The 14,816-nt window shown below is 60.2% G+C and carries 13 protein-coding genes; 8 read left to right on the top strand and 5 right to left on the bottom strand.

What is annotated here, in order from left to right; all coding sequences use genetic code 11:
• Positions 1-104 precede the first annotated feature (104 nt).
• From JKL48_RS15210 to JKL48_RS15190, 5 genes are all read left to right on the top strand, one after another.
• Positions 105-1,433: a serine hydrolase gene (locus tag JKL48_RS15210; RefSeq protein WP_201983978.1), complete on the top strand. Its 1,329-nt coding sequence runs from the start codon at positions 105-107 to the stop codon at positions 1,431-1,433.
• A 104-nt stretch (positions 1,434-1,537) separates the two neighbouring features.
• Positions 1,538-3,004 (top strand): complex I subunit 4 family protein, encoded by a 1,467-nt coding sequence (locus JKL48_RS15205; RefSeq protein ID WP_201983976.1) that lies wholly within the window; start codon positions 1,538-1,540, stop codon positions 3,002-3,004.
• Between the two features lie 160 nt (positions 3,005-3,164).
• Positions 3,165-4,565 carry an NADH-quinone oxidoreductase subunit N gene (locus JKL48_RS15200; RefSeq protein WP_201983975.1) on the top strand — a complete coding sequence of 467 codons (1,401 nt, stop codon included), beginning with the start codon at positions 3,165-3,167 and terminating at the stop codon, positions 4,563-4,565.
• Between the two features lie 380 nt (positions 4,566-4,945).
• Positions 4,946-5,269, top strand: coding sequence for a hypothetical protein (locus JKL48_RS15195; RefSeq protein ID WP_201983974.1), 324 nt, complete (start codon positions 4,946-4,948; stop codon positions 5,267-5,269).
• A 217-nt stretch (positions 5,270-5,486) separates the two neighbouring features.
• Positions 5,487-6,029, top strand: coding sequence for a M15 family metallopeptidase (locus tag JKL48_RS15190; protein ID WP_201983972.1), 543 nt, complete (start codon positions 5,487-5,489; stop codon positions 6,027-6,029).
• 101 nt (positions 6,030-6,130) lie between these two features.
• Here JKL48_RS15190 and JKL48_RS15185 read toward each other — a convergent pair whose 3' ends face one another.
• Together JKL48_RS15185 and JKL48_RS15180 are read right to left on the bottom strand one after the other, a co-directional pair.
• Positions 6,131-6,700: a cupin domain-containing protein gene (locus JKL48_RS15185; protein WP_236668833.1), complete on the bottom strand. Its 570-nt coding sequence runs from the start codon at positions 6,698-6,700 to the stop codon at positions 6,131-6,133.
• 129 nt (positions 6,701-6,829) lie between these two features.
• Entirely contained in the window at positions 6,830-7,669 is an 840-nt protein-coding gene (locus JKL48_RS15180; RefSeq protein WP_201983970.1) for a helix-turn-helix domain-containing protein, read from the bottom strand.
• Between the two features lie 186 nt (positions 7,670-7,855).
• Here JKL48_RS15180 and gndA point away from each other — a divergent pair, with 186 nt between their 5' ends.
• The 3 genes from gndA to pgl all read left to right on the top strand — a co-directional run bounded on the left by gndA (position 7,856) and on the right by pgl (position 11,867).
• Positions 7,856-9,355, top strand: coding sequence for an NADP-dependent phosphogluconate dehydrogenase (gene gndA, locus JKL48_RS15175; protein WP_236668832.1), 1,500 nt, complete (start codon positions 7,856-7,858; stop codon positions 9,353-9,355).
• A gap of 272 nt (positions 9,356-9,627) precedes the next feature.
• Complete coding sequence (zwf, locus tag JKL48_RS15170) at positions 9,628-11,142, top strand: glucose-6-phosphate dehydrogenase (protein ID WP_201983969.1); 1,515 nt, start codon at positions 9,628-9,630, stop codon at positions 11,140-11,142.
• A gap of 2 nt (positions 11,143-11,144) precedes the next feature.
• Positions 11,145-11,867 (top strand): 6-phosphogluconolactonase, encoded by a 723-nt coding sequence (pgl, locus tag JKL48_RS15165; RefSeq protein ID WP_201983967.1) that lies wholly within the window; start codon positions 11,145-11,147, stop codon positions 11,865-11,867.
• A 273-nt stretch (positions 11,868-12,140) separates the two neighbouring features.
• On the opposite strand, the gene JKL48_RS15160 is transcribed toward pgl, so the two are convergent.
• The 3 genes from JKL48_RS15160 to JKL48_RS15150 form a co-directional block, all read right to left on the bottom strand.
• Positions 12,141-13,016, bottom strand: coding sequence for an EamA family transporter (locus JKL48_RS15160; RefSeq protein WP_201983965.1), 876 nt, complete (start codon positions 13,014-13,016; stop codon positions 12,141-12,143).
• A 39-nt stretch (positions 13,017-13,055) separates the two neighbouring features.
• Positions 13,056-13,805, bottom strand: coding sequence for a ribose-5-phosphate isomerase RpiA (rpiA, locus tag JKL48_RS15155; protein ID WP_201983964.1), 750 nt, complete (start codon positions 13,803-13,805; stop codon positions 13,056-13,058).
• A 76-nt stretch (positions 13,806-13,881) separates the two neighbouring features.
• Positions 13,882-14,598 carry a 3-ketoacyl-ACP reductase gene (locus tag JKL48_RS15150; RefSeq protein WP_201983962.1) on the bottom strand — a complete coding sequence of 239 codons (717 nt, stop codon included), beginning with the start codon at positions 14,596-14,598 and terminating at the stop codon, positions 13,882-13,884.
• Positions 14,599-14,816 lie beyond the last annotated feature (218 nt).

Raw genomic sequence — 14,816 nt, 5'->3', positions numbered from 1 at the left:
GAAAAGAAATAAAAGTAAACGCACAATTTGCCCGTTGCATTAAACCGCAGTGCACCGCCACAGGTCTAGCCTAAACACCTCTCTTACTTAAGACCTTTGTGCTGATGAAAAACGCTTTACTATTGTTGGGGTTTGTGGTGGCACTACTGCTTGAAACAAGCACCGCCCAGGCCCAGACTTCCTCGCTGTACTTCCCGCCCCTCACGGGCACTACCTGGGCCACTGCCACACCGGCCAGCCTGGGCTGGTGCCAGCCGCAACTGGATTCGCTCATTGCCTTTGCGGGCCGCAAAAGCAGCAAGTCGCTGCTTATTCTGAAAGACGGCCGCATGGTGGTCGAGCATTACTACGGCACCTACACCGCCGACTCAGCCTGGTACTGGGCCTCGGCGGGCAAGTCGCTCACGGCCACGCTCGTGGGCTTGGCGCAGCAGGATGGCATCCTGAGCCTCAACGACAGCACCTCGCGCTACATTGGCCGCTGGACCAGCGCCACGCGCCCGCAGCAGCGCCAGATTCTGCTGCGCCACCAGCTCACCATGACCACCGGGCTCGATGACTCGCCGCCCGCACCCTGCGACAACGAAAGCACCACGCCTTCCTGCCTGCTCTACCTCACCACGCCCGCCACGCGCTGGGCCTACCACACCGGCGCCTACCGCACCCTGCAGGACGTGCTGGTGCAGGCCAGCGGCGTTTCAAACATTACCGCCTACACCAACCAGCGCCTGGGTGCCCGCATCGGCATGACGGGCCTGTGGGCCAGCGACGTATTCTACAGCAAAGCCCGCAGCATGGCCCGCTTCGGCTTGTTCATTCTGGCGCGGGGCGCCTGGAACGGCACCCAAATCATGACCGACACAGCCTACTTCCGGCGCATGACCACGCCCAGCCAAACCCTAAACCGCAGCTACGGCTACCTCTGGTGGCTGAACGGCCAACCCAGCTATAAGCTGCCCGGCTCGCAACTCACCCTGCCGGGCCCGCTCATTCCCTCGGCTCCCTCCGACCTGTTTGCCGCTCTTGGCAAAAACGACCAGAAAATTTACGTGGTGCCCAGCCTGGGCCTTGTAGTGGTGCGCCAGGGCAATACTGCCGGGGCTAGCCGCCTCGCCGCGTCTTCTTTTGACACCGAGCTCTGGACGAAAATCATGGCCGTGTTCTGCCGCCCTACCGCAACGGCCGCCGTTGCCGAAGCCGCCGGTTTTCTGGCTTTCCCCAATCCGGCCACCGAAACCCTCACCCTGCACCAGCCCGATAAAACGGCTGCCCGCGTGTGCCTGCTCGATGCGTTGGGGCGCGAAGTGCTGCGCCAGCCCACGGTCGGCAGCGAAACTTCGGTTTCGATGGTCGCCCTGGCTCCGGGCCTTTACACAGCACAGTGGCTGGACGCCAATGGACGCGTGCTGATGCGCCGCAAAGTGGCCCATTAGCAGAAGTTGCACGAAAACGGTGGTGCCTTCCTAGTCAGTGCGTAAGTTTGCGCACAATTTGCGGGTGGGTTCCCCACGCCGCAACGCGCCCAATCCGCCTGCTGATGCTGACTGCTGTACTGCTTTTTCTCCCTTTGGCCGCCGCGCTGCTGCTGCTATTCGTTAAGGGAGCCGCCGCCCGCGCCCTCGCTTTCGGGGCCTCGCTCGTTGAATTCGCTTTAGCGGCCTTTGTCGCTTTCGACTTCAAAGCCCACGGCTCGGCCGCCTACAACCTCGATTATAACTGGATTCCGTCGGCGGGCATCAACTTTCACCTCGGGCTCGATGGCCTGAGCCTGTTGCTGGTGCTGCTCACCACTTTTCTGGTGCCGCTCATCCTACTGAGTGCGTTCAAGCGCGATTTCGACAACCCGTCGACGTTCTACGCCCTGGTGCTGTTTATGCAGACGGGCCTCATCGGCGTCTTCACTTCGCTCGATGCCTTTCTGTTCTACTTCTTCTGGGAAGTGGCCCTGATTCCGATTTATTTCCTGGCCGGCGCCTGGGGCGGCGAGCGCCGCGTGGCCGTCACCCTCAAATTTTTCCTCTACACCGTCGTCGGCTCGCTGCTGATGCTGGCCGGCTTCGTGTACCTCTATCTACAAACCGGCCCCGCCGCCGGCTCGCTGGCCCAGCATTCGTCGGAACTCACCGCTTTCTATAATCTGAAACTGAGTGCCTCGGAGCAGTCGTGGCTGTTCTGGCTCATCTTCGCTGCCTTCGCCGTGAAGATGCCCATCTTTCCCTTCCACACCTGGCAGCCCGATACCTACACCGAAGCGCCTGCCCCGGCCACCATGCTGCTCTCGGGCATTATGCTGAAAATGGGCATCTACGGTACCATGCGCTGGCTGCTGCCGGTGGTGCCACTCGGCGTGAGCCAGTGGCAGAAGCCGGTTATCGTCCTCTCCGTCATCGGCATCATCTACGGCGCCATCATCGCCATTCGGCAGCGCGACGTGAAGCGCCTCATCGCCTACTCTTCCCTCTCGCACGTAGGCCTGATGGCGGCCGGCGTCTTCTCGCTCACCCAAATTGGCCTGCAAGGCGCCGTTATCCAGATGCTGGCCCACGGTGTGAACGTAGTGGGCATGTTCTTCATCGCCGATGCCATTGAGCGCCGGACCGGTACCCGTTTTATTCCGGATTTGGGCGGCCTTACCCGTCGCACGCCCATCCTCTCGGTGTGCTTTTTGGTGATGCTGCTCAGCACCGTAGCGTTGCCCCTCACAGGCGGTTTTGTGGGCGAATTCCTGCTGCTAGCCGGCGTATATCAGTACAATGCCTGGGTGGGCGCGGTGGCCGGCCTCACCATCATTTTCTCGGCGGTGTACCTGTTGCGCATGTTCCAGCGCGTGATGCTCGGTCCTGACTCGTCGTTTTCAGAAACCATCACCGACCTCACCGGCGGCGAGCTGCTGATTCTGGTGCCGCTCATCGCGCTGGTGTTCTGGCTGGGCCTATTCCCCGGTTCGTTCCTGCACATCTCAGAGCCGGCCGTAACCAATATTCTGGCACTGGTCGGCCGGTAGTTTTTTTGCGGGATGACGGATTTGTCATCCTGAGCGCAGCGAAGGACCTTACCACGCCCGCGCAGATTTGAAGTAGTAACCCAACGAAGCGGCCCTGATAAGGTCCTTCGCAAGCTCAGGATGACAGCTCCTCGCTGTTGTTCCGACTCCAAGCAAGCCCATGACCTCCATCATTCTCCTCTCCGTCTTCGGCATCCTCAACCTGTTCTTGGGCTTTCTGCGCTCGAACAAGGTGCTGCTGCCCGGCGCCATGCTGCTGCTGCTGGCCGTGTTCGGGGCCAACTATGCCGACTGGAACGTCGTGCACGCCCCCTACTTCAACAACATGCTGGTGGTGGACAACTACACGGTGGCCTTCACCGGCATCGTGCTGCTCACTACCATCCTGCTGCTGCCTTTCTCGCGCAGCTATGTAACCAGCGGCGAGCCCAACCTGGCTGAATACTACGCGCTGCTGCTCTTCTCGCTGGTAGGCGCCATCATGATGATTGGCTACGACCACCTGCTGATGCTGTTTGTGGGCATTGAAATCCTGAGCATCAGCATGTATGTGCTGGCCGGCAGCAGCAAGCGCGACTCGCGCAGCAACGAAGCTGCCCTGAAATACTTCCTGATGGGTGCGTTTGCCACAGGCATTCTGCTTTTCGGTATTGCCCTGCTCTACGGCGCTACTGGCACGTTCGCCCTCTCGCAACTTGCCACCGCCGTAGCCGCTCCCGCCAATGCCAGCCTGCAACCGATGCTCTACATCGGGATTCTGATGATGATTATTGGCATCGGCTTCAAGGTATCGGCCGCGCCGTTCCACTTCTGGACGCCCGACGTGTACGAGGGCACGCCTACCTTCTTCACCGCCTTCATGAGCACGGTGGTGAAAACAGCTGGCTTCGCGGCCTTCCTCAAGCTGCTGGCCGTGGCCCTGCCCGCCGCCCAGGGCTTCTGGATGCCGACCATTCAGGCTATGTGCGCCCTCACGCTGCTGCTTGGCAACGTTGGTGCGGCCGCTCAATCCAACACCAAGCGCATGCTGGCCTACTCCAGCGTGAGCCATGCCGGCTACCTGCTCATCGGCCTCGTAGCCAGCAAGGGCATCCTCACCGGCGATGCCGCCAGCGCCATCTTCTTCTACTCGCTGGCGTATTCTATTGCCACGGTAGCAGCCTTCGGTGTGCTGAAACTGGTGACCGACCACCGCCAAAACGACTCCTACGCCGGCCTCAACGGCCTGGGTAAGACCAACCCGCTGCTGGCGTTTGTGATGACGGTGGCCATGCTCTCACTGGCCGGCATTCCGCTCACGGGCGGCTTCTTCGGCAAGTTTTTCCTGCTGGCCGCCGCTGTGGGTCAGGGCTACATCGGCCTCGTAGTGTTTGCGGTGATTATGAGCATGGTAGGTTTGTATTACTACCTGCGCCCGCTCATTGCCATGTACATGCAGCCCGCACCCGACGATGCCACGTCCGTGCCGGTCGATGGCATCCAGGCGGTGACGCTGGTGGTACTGGCGGTGCTGACTATTGTGCTGGGCATTGCGCCGGGCTTTGTGAGTGGGATTTTGTAGCGCAATTTTCTGCTTCCCTTAGCTGCTCATGTACCGCAGTCACAATCGTAAAATCCGACTTGAGCGCACAGGTCCAGGTTACGAGTTGTTTTGGATTGCGGCCAATGCGCAGCACATTATCAACCGGGAATCGCATCATTCGCACATGATTTCCTTGTTGGAGATTGAGCAGCGTGCGTACACTGCCTATTTCATTCGCGACAGGGAGTACCAAACGCCGGAAACCCATACCCGGGTTTTGGGCTTTTTCGCATTCAAAAAACGGTACTATGTAATTGTCGCGTACACTACTGAACTCTACGGGCGGCGTTGCGTTATCGAATCATGCCACGTACTGAGTGACGTAGTTTTGCTAACTTGGTGTCGTCGCAACCCTGACCTTGTTTCTCCTTCTGATGCCACGTAATCCGAAAACTGTAGTTTCCATTCACGACCCAGCGCTGGTTGTTGTTTTCGGTCGTTCGCGCAAGAGCTACGAGCGAAACCGCGACGAACTAGTTGCGAAACTGGATGCCGCTGCTGAGCGCACCCGTGCTGCTGCAACGGCCAAAGCAGGCGTTATAAAAAAACGTGCCTTTGTCACAGCCGACGTATCTCCTGTTTATGCCGGTGCACCTCCAATGGAAACTATCCGCATTCGCGCGCCCAAAACCTCGGCAGGTTCGGAAATCACCGAAACGAAAGAATCGAGAATGTCCGCTTAGGCTCACGAACTGAGTCATTAGCTAACGGAATGTCAAACAAAATGCCCCAGCAATGTACATTGCTGGGGCATTTTGCAGTTCATAGCACAAGAAATCTATGCTTCGCATCGAACAAGTGGGTTTCATACAATGCTGGGCGCTTTGCACAACGCTGTTTGTCAGTAGCTGCGCGGCGCAACCGCCGCACGAAACCGGCAGCTTCAAACCCTCTGAGTTGGTGGAGCTGACCACGCTCGACCCCACGCTGCAACTGGATATTCGCTACGCTACCCCGCACAATTTCATGGGCCGGCCACTCTACTCGCAGGCGCGGGCCTTTTTGCAACGCCCGGCCGCCGAGGCGCTGGTGCAGGTGAATGCGGAGCTGAAGCCGCTGGGCTACTGGCTGCTGGTGTTCGACGGCTACCGGCCCTGGCGCATCACCAAGCAGATGTGGGACAGCACCCCACCGGAAAAGCACGAGTTCGTGGCCGACCCGCAGCTCGGCTCGCGCCACAACCGGGGCTGCGCCGTCGACGTGAGCCTGTGGGATATTGCCGCGAACCGGGAGGTGCCCATGCCGGGCGACTACGACGAAATGAGTTTCCGCTCTTACCCCACCTACGCGGGCGGCACGGCCGAACAACGCGAGCACCGCGACCTGCTCCGCCGCCTCATGGAAGCCCACGGCTTCACAGTGCTGCCAGCCGAATGGTGGCATTTCGACTTTAAGGGCTGGCAATCATATCGGATTCAGGATTTCCCTTTTGATAAGCTATAAAGGCATTTTAAGTCAGGCCGCGCCAACAGCGTGCCTAAATACAACCGGATGCCTGGGTGGTGCAGCATTTTGTAGGCGTTTGGCACCCGGCGGGGCCGCCGCTACGCCTTCAGGCCATACTTGTCTACCAAATGCTGGCGCTGTTCGGGAAACCATTTTACGCCGAATTTCTCGTCCAGCGCAGTTAGCCTGGCAGCTATTTCGGGGGCAGCGGGGGTGAGCTTTTTCCGCAACATGTCGGGGATGATGCGGTGGAACAGCTCGTCGAGGTATTCCTCGAAATTTTGATTAAAAAAACAGTCAATGAAGCGTAGAGTACCGTTCGTGGCGTTCCAGAACGTGTGCGGCACGCCACGCGGCCGAAAGTTCCAGCCACCGGCTTGAACCTCGTATATCTCGGTTCCAATCATCACCGTGGCCGTGCCTTCCACCACGTACATTAACTCGTCTAGGTGGTGGTGCAAATGCGGGGCGGGCCCCATCTGCTTCGGCCCTACGGCCACTTCCACGTTCGAAAACTGACCGTTGGTTTGGACGGCGTGCACCAGCGTGCGTACGTCCACGTTGCCTGGGCCAGCGGCCAGCGGGGCGCGGGGCGCGATGTAAAAAGGCGCGGCCGGCGGGTCGGTTTCGGGGCCGCTGGCCCAAACCGTGGGAGGCGCGCTTAGCATAGTTGCCCCGCCGAGCAATCCAGCAGCCAAAAAGTTTCTGCGTTCCATGTCGTTGCCATAAGTAAGTGAGGTAATGGCAACAAAACTAGGCCCCGCCCGCCGCCCGCTGGTGGTACAAAAGTGACATTCTCACCCCTCGTGCAGCCCGAACTTTCGCTCCGGCGAAGTTTGCTCGATTTCGTAGAACGCTGGGGGCGTAAAGGTGGTAAACGCTTTAAAATCCTTGGCCAGATGCTGGTAATCGCAATAGCCCGTGGCCAACGCAACGGACAGCCAGTCGGCAGTCGGCCGGTTGTTTTTTAAGCGAAAGGCCTTATCGAAGCGCACGATGCGCTGATAGGTGGTGGCGCTTACGCCGATGCGCTCTTCAAATTTCCGGATGAATTGCCGCAGGCTCAGGCAGGCTTGATTGGCCAAGGTTTCGACGGAATGGGCGGCCCCAACGCCAGCCAGGCTCATCACCGCCCTATCAATAGGTTGCGGCGAGGCCAGGGTTTTTCGAGCCAGTGACTCCAAAAAAACCTCGATAATGGCCAGCATCTCCGCCAGGTTGGTGCTATTGGCCACCCGCTCGCACACGCGTCTTACCGGTGTTCCCCACACGTCTTCGGCGTTGATAAATGTGTTGGTAAGGTGGGTAGCGGGAATGTGGAGCAGCCGGAAAAACGCACCGGGACGCAACACCACTTTGATGGCCCAAAAATCGTGGGCGCCATACCGATAAATCGGGCGGTTCAGCAGGCCACTCACCACGCACGGCGGGTATTCCCTAATATCGTCTCCCGCTAAGCTGCTGAATTTTTGGCCCTCCCGCGCATAAAAAGTCAGGCAGTGCTCAGGGCGGGGCGCGTGCAGCTTGGGCGGCGGCGTGGTTCCCTTGTCGAACACGAACCGGAACACTTGGTACTCGCGCACGCACTCCTGCAAACTAGCCCTGGGCAAAATCGTTTGCAAAGCGGCGGTTTCCATATCGTCTGGTTGCAGGCATTGTCAGCGGCGGCAATACCTCTGCGGGCCGGCACCATGCGTCAAGGTACTAACTCTTTACTGCTCTCCAATCCCGACCTTGCCGAAACTTTTGCATCGGTTTCTCCTTTTTTTGCCGTAACTCGTTTGGCTGACCTGAACCTTGCTTCTAACACTTCCTCTTTTCTGATGAGCACAACTTCCCCGAATCATTCTTTTGGCATGATTGGCCTCGGCACCATGGGCCGCAACCTGCTGCTGAACCTGGCCGACCACGGCTTCTCCGTAGCGGGCTACGACAAAGACCCCAACAAAATCGGCCTCCTGGCCAAAGAAGGCGCCGGCAAGCCCGCCGAAGGGTTTCCGGACCTGGCCGGCTTCCTGGCTAGCATCAGGACCCCGCGCGCGGTGATGATGCTGGTGCCTGCCGGCCCCATTGTGGACAGCGTGATTGCGGAGCTAGAGCCACTACTCGCCCCCGGCGATATCATCATCGACGGCGGCAACTCGCATTTCACCGACACCGAGCGGCGGGCCAAAGCGGTGGAAGCCGCTGGCTTTCACTTCTTCGGCATGGGCGTGAGCGGCGGTGAGGAAGGGGCCCGCTTTGGCCCGAGCATGATGCCCGGCGGCGATAAGCAGGCCTACGCGGTGATGCAGCCCATGTTTGAGGCCATTGCCGCGCAGGTGGATGGCCAGCCCTGCGTGACCTACATTGGCCCCGGCGCAGCCGGCCACTTCGTGAAAATGGTGCACAACGGCATCGAGTACGGCCTGATGCAGCTCATTGCCGAAACCTACGCCGTGCTGAAAACCGGCCTGGGCTTGGACAACGCCGCCATCGGCCAGGTATTCACGCAATGGAACGCGGGCCGCCTGCAGTCTTTCCTACTCGATATTACGAAGGACATTTTTGGCTTCATCGCGCCCAATACCGACCACCTGCTGCTCGACGACATCAAGGACGAAGCCCGCGCCAAGGGCACGGGCAAATGGACTTCGCAGGTAGCCATGGACCTGGAAGTACCCCTCCCGACCGTGGACACGGCTGTGGCCATGCGCGACTTATCCAAATACAAGGCCTTGCGCGGGCAACTGGCGGGCCTGTACGGCCCCGAGGCCGGCGCGCTCCCGGTGGAGCGCGAGGCGTTTTTGGCGCAGCTGGAGCAGGCGTTCTACTTCAGCATGGTCATCACCTACGCCCAAGGGATGCACCTGCTGGCCAAGGCATCTAAGGATTATTCGTATGAATTGCAGCTGGCCGAAATTGCTAAAATCTGGCGTGGCGGCTGCATCATCCGCTCGGGCTTTTTGAATGAGATTTTCAATGCCTACCAGCAAACGCCCGACCTGGCCCACCTGCTGCTGGACGGCCAGGTGCAAAAACTGGTGAACGAAGCCGTGCCCGGTGCCCGCGCCGTGGTGGCCGCCGCAGTCACAGCGGGCCTGGCCCTGCCGGCCTACGCCGCGTCGCTGAGCTACTTCGATACCTTCCGCACCGCCCGTATGCCTTCGAATTTGATTCAAGCCCAACGCGACTATTTTGGCGCGCACACCTACGAATTGATTGGCAAGGAAGGCGTATTCCATACCCAATGGACGCCCGAGCACGAGGACGCCGCCAACAAGCAAAATGCGCAAGTGGAAGAGCACGGCTCGACCAAAGAGCCGGTGAAGCCCAACAGCTAGCCTTTCGCAACTAAGAAAAGAACGTCATACAGAGCGCCGCGAAGCATCTCGCGTGCGCCGTGTGTCATCCTGAGCGCAGCGAAGGACCTTATCCTGTTAGCGCCGTTTGAATTACTGTAAATCGTTCTACGGTGAAAAGGTCCTTCGCAAGCTCAGGATGACAGACGACTTAAATTACTATCCCATGCGAGATGCTTCGCGGCGCTCTGCATGACGTTCTTTTGCCTTCTACATACCCTGCCATCATCTCTCCTTACGCCGCTCCTAACGCAATGAGTACCAAAACGACTATTCCCCCCACCGTATTCGTCATTTTTGGCGGCACCGGGGACCTGAACGCCCGCAAGCTCTCGCCGGCGCTGTATAATTTGTTCCTCGATGGCTGGCTGCCCGCGCAGTTTGCCATCATCGGCACGGGCCGCACCAAGCTCACCGACGAGGAATTCAGGGCCAAGCTGCAGGCCGATATCAACCAGTTTTCGCGCAGCGGCAAGGCCCAAAAAGATGCCTGGGAGAAATTTGCGCCCCACATATTCTACCAGGTGGCCGACGTGAAAACGCCGGCCGCTTACGAGGAATTTGGCCAGCGCATTGCCGCTTTTGAGCAGGAATGGGCCACTCCGGCCAACGTCATTTACTACCTGGCCGTGGCGCCGGAATTCTTCCCCATCATTGCCACCGGCATTGCCAAAAGCCACACCGAGGACGACCCGTCCCGCGTGCGCATTGTGATTGAAAAGCCGTTTGGGCACGATTTGAAGTCGGCGCGGGCCCTGAACCAGCTATTGGCCGAGCACTACGAGGAACGGCAGATTTACCGCATCGACCACTACCTGGGCAAGGAAACGGTGCAGAACATCATGGCCTTCCGCTTCGCCAACGCCATCATGGAGCCGCTCTGGAACCGCAACACCATCGAGCACGTCCAGATTTCGGTGACCGAGCAGTTGGGCGTGGGCGAGCGCACGGGCTATTATGACGGCTCCGGCGCTCTGCGCGACATGATTCAGAACCACCTGCTGCAGCTGCTGTGCCTGGTGGCTATGGAGCCGCCTGTGAATTTTACGGCCGATGAGGTGCGCAACCGCAAGGTGGACGTGCTGCGGGCCATGCGCCGCTTCACGCCCGAAATGGTGCGTGAGTCGGCGGTGCGCGGGCAGTACGGCCCCGGCTGGATTGAGGGCAAACAGGTGCCCGGCTACCGCGAAGAGCCCGACGCCAACCCCACGTCCAGCACCGAAACCTTCGCGGCGGTGAAGTTTTTTGTGGACAACTGGCGCTGGCAAGGGGTGCCGTTTTATGTGCGCACCGGCAAGCGTTTGCACCGCTCGGCCTCCATCATCACCATCCAGTTCAAGGACGTGCCGCACGTTATTTTCCCGGCCGAAACGGCGGAAGGCTGGCGCAAGAACCGCCTCATTATCAGCATTCAGCCCGAGATGAGCATCCGCCTGCAAGTGCAGGCCAAGCGCCCCGGCCTCGACATGATGCTGAACACTGTGGACATGGTGTTTGACTACGACGGCACCTACACCACCGAAACGCCCGAGGCCTACGAAACGCTGCTGCTCGACACCATGCTCGGCGACCAGACCCTGTTTATGCGCGGCGACCAAGTGGAAGAAGCCTGGGATTTGGTAATGCCCATCCTCACGTCCTGGCAAAACCGCCCCAGCATGAGCTTCCCCAACTATTCGGCCGACTCGTGGGGCCCGGAAGTGGCCGAAGCGCTGGTGGCCCGCGACGGCTTCCATTGGTTTACGCTGCCGCTTAACGGGAAGAAATAGCCATGCCCCAGCACGTTTTCGATTCGGTTGCCGAAGTATTGCAGCACTTGGCCGATTTCTTTGTGGAGCAGGCCCACCAGGCGGTGGCGGCGCGCGGCCGGTTTACGGTGGCCCTTTCCGGCGGCAGCTCGCCCAAAAAACTGTACGAGCTGCTGGCTTCGGGCGCCTACCGCGAGCGGGTGCCTTGGGCACAGGTCTTTTTCTTTTTCGGCGATGAGCGCGACGTACCCGCCGATGACCCACAGAGCAATTTCCTGATGGCCAAAACCGCCCTGCTCGACCCGCTGCACATTCCGTCGGCCAACGTCTTTCCGGTAAACACCCGGCTCGAACCCGAGGAGGCCGCCCAGGCCTACACCCAGGCCATCAACAACTTTTTCGGCCCGGAAGCAGCGCGCTTCGACCTGATACTGTTGGGGTTGGGTGATAATTCGCACACTGCTTCGCTGTTTCCGCACACGGCCGTGCTGCACGTTGCCACCGCCAGCGCCGAAGCCGTTTTTGTAGAAGAGCTAAACGCCGAACGCATCACGCTCACGGCTCCACTCATCAACCAGGCGCGCGCCGTGGCCTTCCTCGTCTTCGGGGCCGACAAAGCGGCGGCCGTGCGCCGTGTGCTGAAGGGCGAACGGGATATTGAGCAGTATCCGGCGCAGCTTATCGCACCCGCCGAGGGCGAGGCGCACTGGTTTTTGGACAAGGCAGCGGGAGCAGAACTGCACTAGCGCTACAAAGAAGGAACGTCATGCTGAGCGCAGCCGAAGCATCTCTACCGCAGCAGTAATTGAATTACTCTCTCGGTAGAGATGCTTCGGCTGCGCTCAGCATGAGGGGCTTTTTGGCAAACCATGTAGCCTAGGGCGATTTCGGCACCCGTGTACAGTCAGAAGCAACGGCAGTAGCGCGAACTGTGTAGTTCGCGTCCCAGAACGACAACCGAACGGCGCGGCGACGCGAACTACAAAGTTCGCGCTACTTGCTGCGACCCCGAAACCGCTTTAATCAACTGAAGCAACCGCTGAAGGCTGATTACTCGTTGTTAGAGTTGCTCCTACACTGGCAACCACAATAAAGCCAACGGCCAGCCACTGGCCCCAAAGCAGCCGCTCGCCCAGCAGCAGCCAGCCGGAAATGGCCGCCGCCACGGGCTCCAGACTCATTAGAATGCTAAACGTGCGTGTGGGCAGCGTGCGCAACGCCTGCATTTCGAGCGAGAAAGGCAGCACGCTGGAAAACAACGCAAGCAGCACGCCCAACAGCAGCAAGTGTGGCGTCAGCCCGAGCAAACTACCGCTAGCTATTCCGAACGGCAGCACCGGCAAAGCCGCAAACAGCATCCCGATGGCCACGGCTTGCTGGCCCGGCAGCACGGCCGCCGTGCGCCGACCCAGCACAATGTAAATGGCCCAGCAGCCACCGGCGGCCAGGGCAAAGGCGAGGCCCGGCAAATCGAGGCCGTGGCCGTGCCAGGGCGCAATCAGGGCGATGCCCGCTCCAGCCAGCACGGCCCACACGGCATCGGTCCAGCGGCGCGAGCCGGCCAGCGCCAAGCCCAGCGGCCCAACGAATTCAAGCGTTACGGCCAAACCCAGCGGGATGCGAGCCAGCGCGCAGTAGAACAGGAAATTCATAAGGCCCAGGGCCAGGCCGTAGGGCACCACCGCCCGCCACTGCGCCGGGCGCAACGCCCCTAGCCGCGGGCGCACCACGACCAGCAACACCAGCGCCGACAAGCCAATGCGCAGGCTGGTGGTGCCGGCCGCACCCAGCAGCGGAAACAAGCCTTTGGCAATGGCGGCCCCGCCCTGCACGCTCACAATGGAGAGCAGCACGGCGGGCACCGCCGGCAGTGAAAACCGAGCCGCATCGGGCATAAAATATCGGAAAAAGGATGACCTTATCAGGCTGAGGCGCTACGGCAGGTCGGCAAAGGTGGTCGCTGCCACTGCCGCTAAGCCGGGCCGCAGCACCTGCACTGCCTCACCTTGCACCACCACGGCAGCCCGCGCCAGGCCCAGGAACAGGCCGTGCTCTACCAGGCCGGGGATGGGTTGCAGCTGCTGCGCCAACGCCTGCGGGTCGGCAATGGCTTCGAAATGACAATCGACCAGCAGGTTACCTTGGTCGGATTGGGCCAATTCATCCGGCTTGAGCTTGTTTACCCGCACTATGGGAGCACCGCCGAGGGCGGCCACGGCATCCATCACCCAGGGTAGGGCGAAGGGCACCACTTCCAGCGGCAGCGGGAAGCGGCCCAGCTGCGCCACGGCCTTGGACGAATCGGCCACGATGAGCAAATAATCCGAAGCGGTAGCAATGACTTTCTCGCGCAGCAAAGCCCCGCCGCCCCCTTTGATGAGGCGCAGTTGGGTGTCCAACTCGTCGGCCCCGTCCACGGTTAGGTCGAAGCGCAGGCCGCGCCGGGGCTCCACCATCGGGATGCCCACGCGGCGGGCCAGCTCGTCGCTGGCTTTGGACGTGGCCGTGGCCTGAATACGCAGTCCCTCTTCGCGCACCCGCTGCCCCAGCAGCTCAATGAAAGGCGCCGCCGTGCTGCCCGTGCCCAGCCCCAGCACCATGCCATCGCGCACCCAGCCGGCAGCCGTTGCCGCCACCAATTGTTTTTCCTGAGCTAATTGTTCCTGGGTTTTCGGGCTTGACATGGGCGTGACATTGGCGTAGCCGGAGCGACCCCGCATTAAAGCTGCGGGGCCACTCCAACTTGGTTTCAGGCCCGAATTACGGGTTTGTTGACCACATACCGGCTTCTTTGATGAAGATGCGTCGGTTCAGCTTCAGCTGCGCCACGATGATTTCAGCCAAGTCCTCCGGCTGCATCACCTTCTCCGGGTTGCCGTCGGTGAGGCCGTTGCCAATGGCCAGGGGGGTGGCCACGGTGCTGGGCGTGAGGGCCGTGACGCGGATGTTGTGCTTGCGCACTTCCTGCATCAGCGCCTCGGTGAGGCCCATAAGGGCAAATTTGGAGGCGCTGTAGGCGCTGGTGCCAGCGGCGGCCCGCTGCCCGGAAGTAGAAGAAATATTGATGATGTCGCCGGTCTGGCGCGAAATCATATCAGGCAGCACGGCCCGCGTGGCGTAGTACGTGCCGAACACATTCACCTGAATGATGTGCTCCCACTGCTCCGGCTCCATCTCCAAAAACTTGGCAAAATGGCCAATGCCGGCATTGTTGATGAGAATGTCAATCGGGCCCAGGTCTTGGTGAATTTTGGCCACGGCCACGTTCACGGCCGTGCGGTCGGCCACGTCAGCCACCACTGTAGCAGCCGAGCCACCGGCCGCAATAATTTCGGCGGCCACGGCTTGCAGGTCGCTATCGGTGCGCGACAGCAGGCCTACTTGCACGCCTTCGGCCGCGAGGGCCAGGGCCACGGCCCGGCCAATGCCTTTGCCAGCACCCGTTACGAGGGCGATTTTTCCTTGCAGAGATTCCATTTGAACGCTTCGCTTAATGAAGAATGAAGAATGAAGAATGAAGAATGAAGAATGAGTATAAGGAAGATGCCCGCCTAATGTTCCGTCCTTCGGGCGTTGCGGCCAAATTCTTCATTCCTCATTCTTCATTAAGCAAAGCATATTATACCCGTCACGAAGTGGGTTGCGAATCGAGCAGGTGAAAGTGGAGGGTGAGTAAGGACGCGAGTTCGTGCCCG

Origin of the sequence: Hymenobacter rubidus (genome assembly GCF_016734815.1) — a bacterium.
GTDB classification, from domain to species: Bacteria; Bacteroidota; Bacteroidia; order Cytophagales; family Hymenobacteraceae; genus Hymenobacter; species Hymenobacter rubidus.
The sequence above is the reverse complement of the archived record's forward strand: the minus strand, read 5'-3'. Positions and strand labels throughout refer to the sequence as shown.

Excerpts from the sequence above, each read along its gene's own strand:
- JKL48_RS15200 (WP_201983975.1), top strand. The coding sequence starts at position 3,165 with ATGACCTCCATCATTCTCCTCTCCGTCTTCGGCATCCTCAACCTGTTC.
- JKL48_RS15180 (WP_201983970.1), bottom strand. The coding sequence starts at position 7,669 with ATGGAAACCGCCGCTTTGCAAACGATTTTGCCCAGGGCTAGTTTGCAG.
- JKL48_RS15205 (WP_201983976.1), top strand. The coding sequence starts at position 1,538 with ATGCTGACTGCTGTACTGCTTTTTCTCCCTTTGGCCGCCGCGCTGCTG.
- gndA (WP_236668832.1), top strand. The coding sequence starts at position 7,856 with ATGAGCACAACTTCCCCGAATCATTCTTTTGGCATGATTGGCCTCGGC.
- JKL48_RS15210 (WP_201983978.1), top strand. The coding sequence starts at position 105 with ATGAAAAACGCTTTACTATTGTTGGGGTTTGTGGTGGCACTACTGCTT.
- zwf (WP_201983969.1), top strand. The coding sequence starts at position 9,628 with ATGAGTACCAAAACGACTATTCCCCCCACCGTATTCGTCATTTTTGGC.
- JKL48_RS15160 (WP_201983965.1), bottom strand. The coding sequence starts at position 13,016 with ATGCCCGATGCGGCTCGGTTTTCACTGCCGGCGGTGCCCGCCGTGCTG.
- rpiA (WP_201983964.1), bottom strand. The coding sequence starts at position 13,805 with ATGTCAAGCCCGAAAACCCAGGAACAATTAGCTCAGGAAAAACAATTG.
- JKL48_RS15150 (WP_201983962.1), bottom strand. The coding sequence starts at position 14,598 with ATGGAATCTCTGCAAGGAAAAATCGCCCTCGTAACGGGTGCTGGCAAA.
- pgl (WP_201983967.1), top strand. The coding sequence starts at position 11,145 with ATGCCCCAGCACGTTTTCGATTCGGTTGCCGAAGTATTGCAGCACTTG.
- JKL48_RS15185 (WP_236668833.1), bottom strand. The coding sequence starts at position 6,700 with ATGCTAAGCGCGCCTCCCACGGTTTGGGCCAGCGGCCCCGAAACCGAC.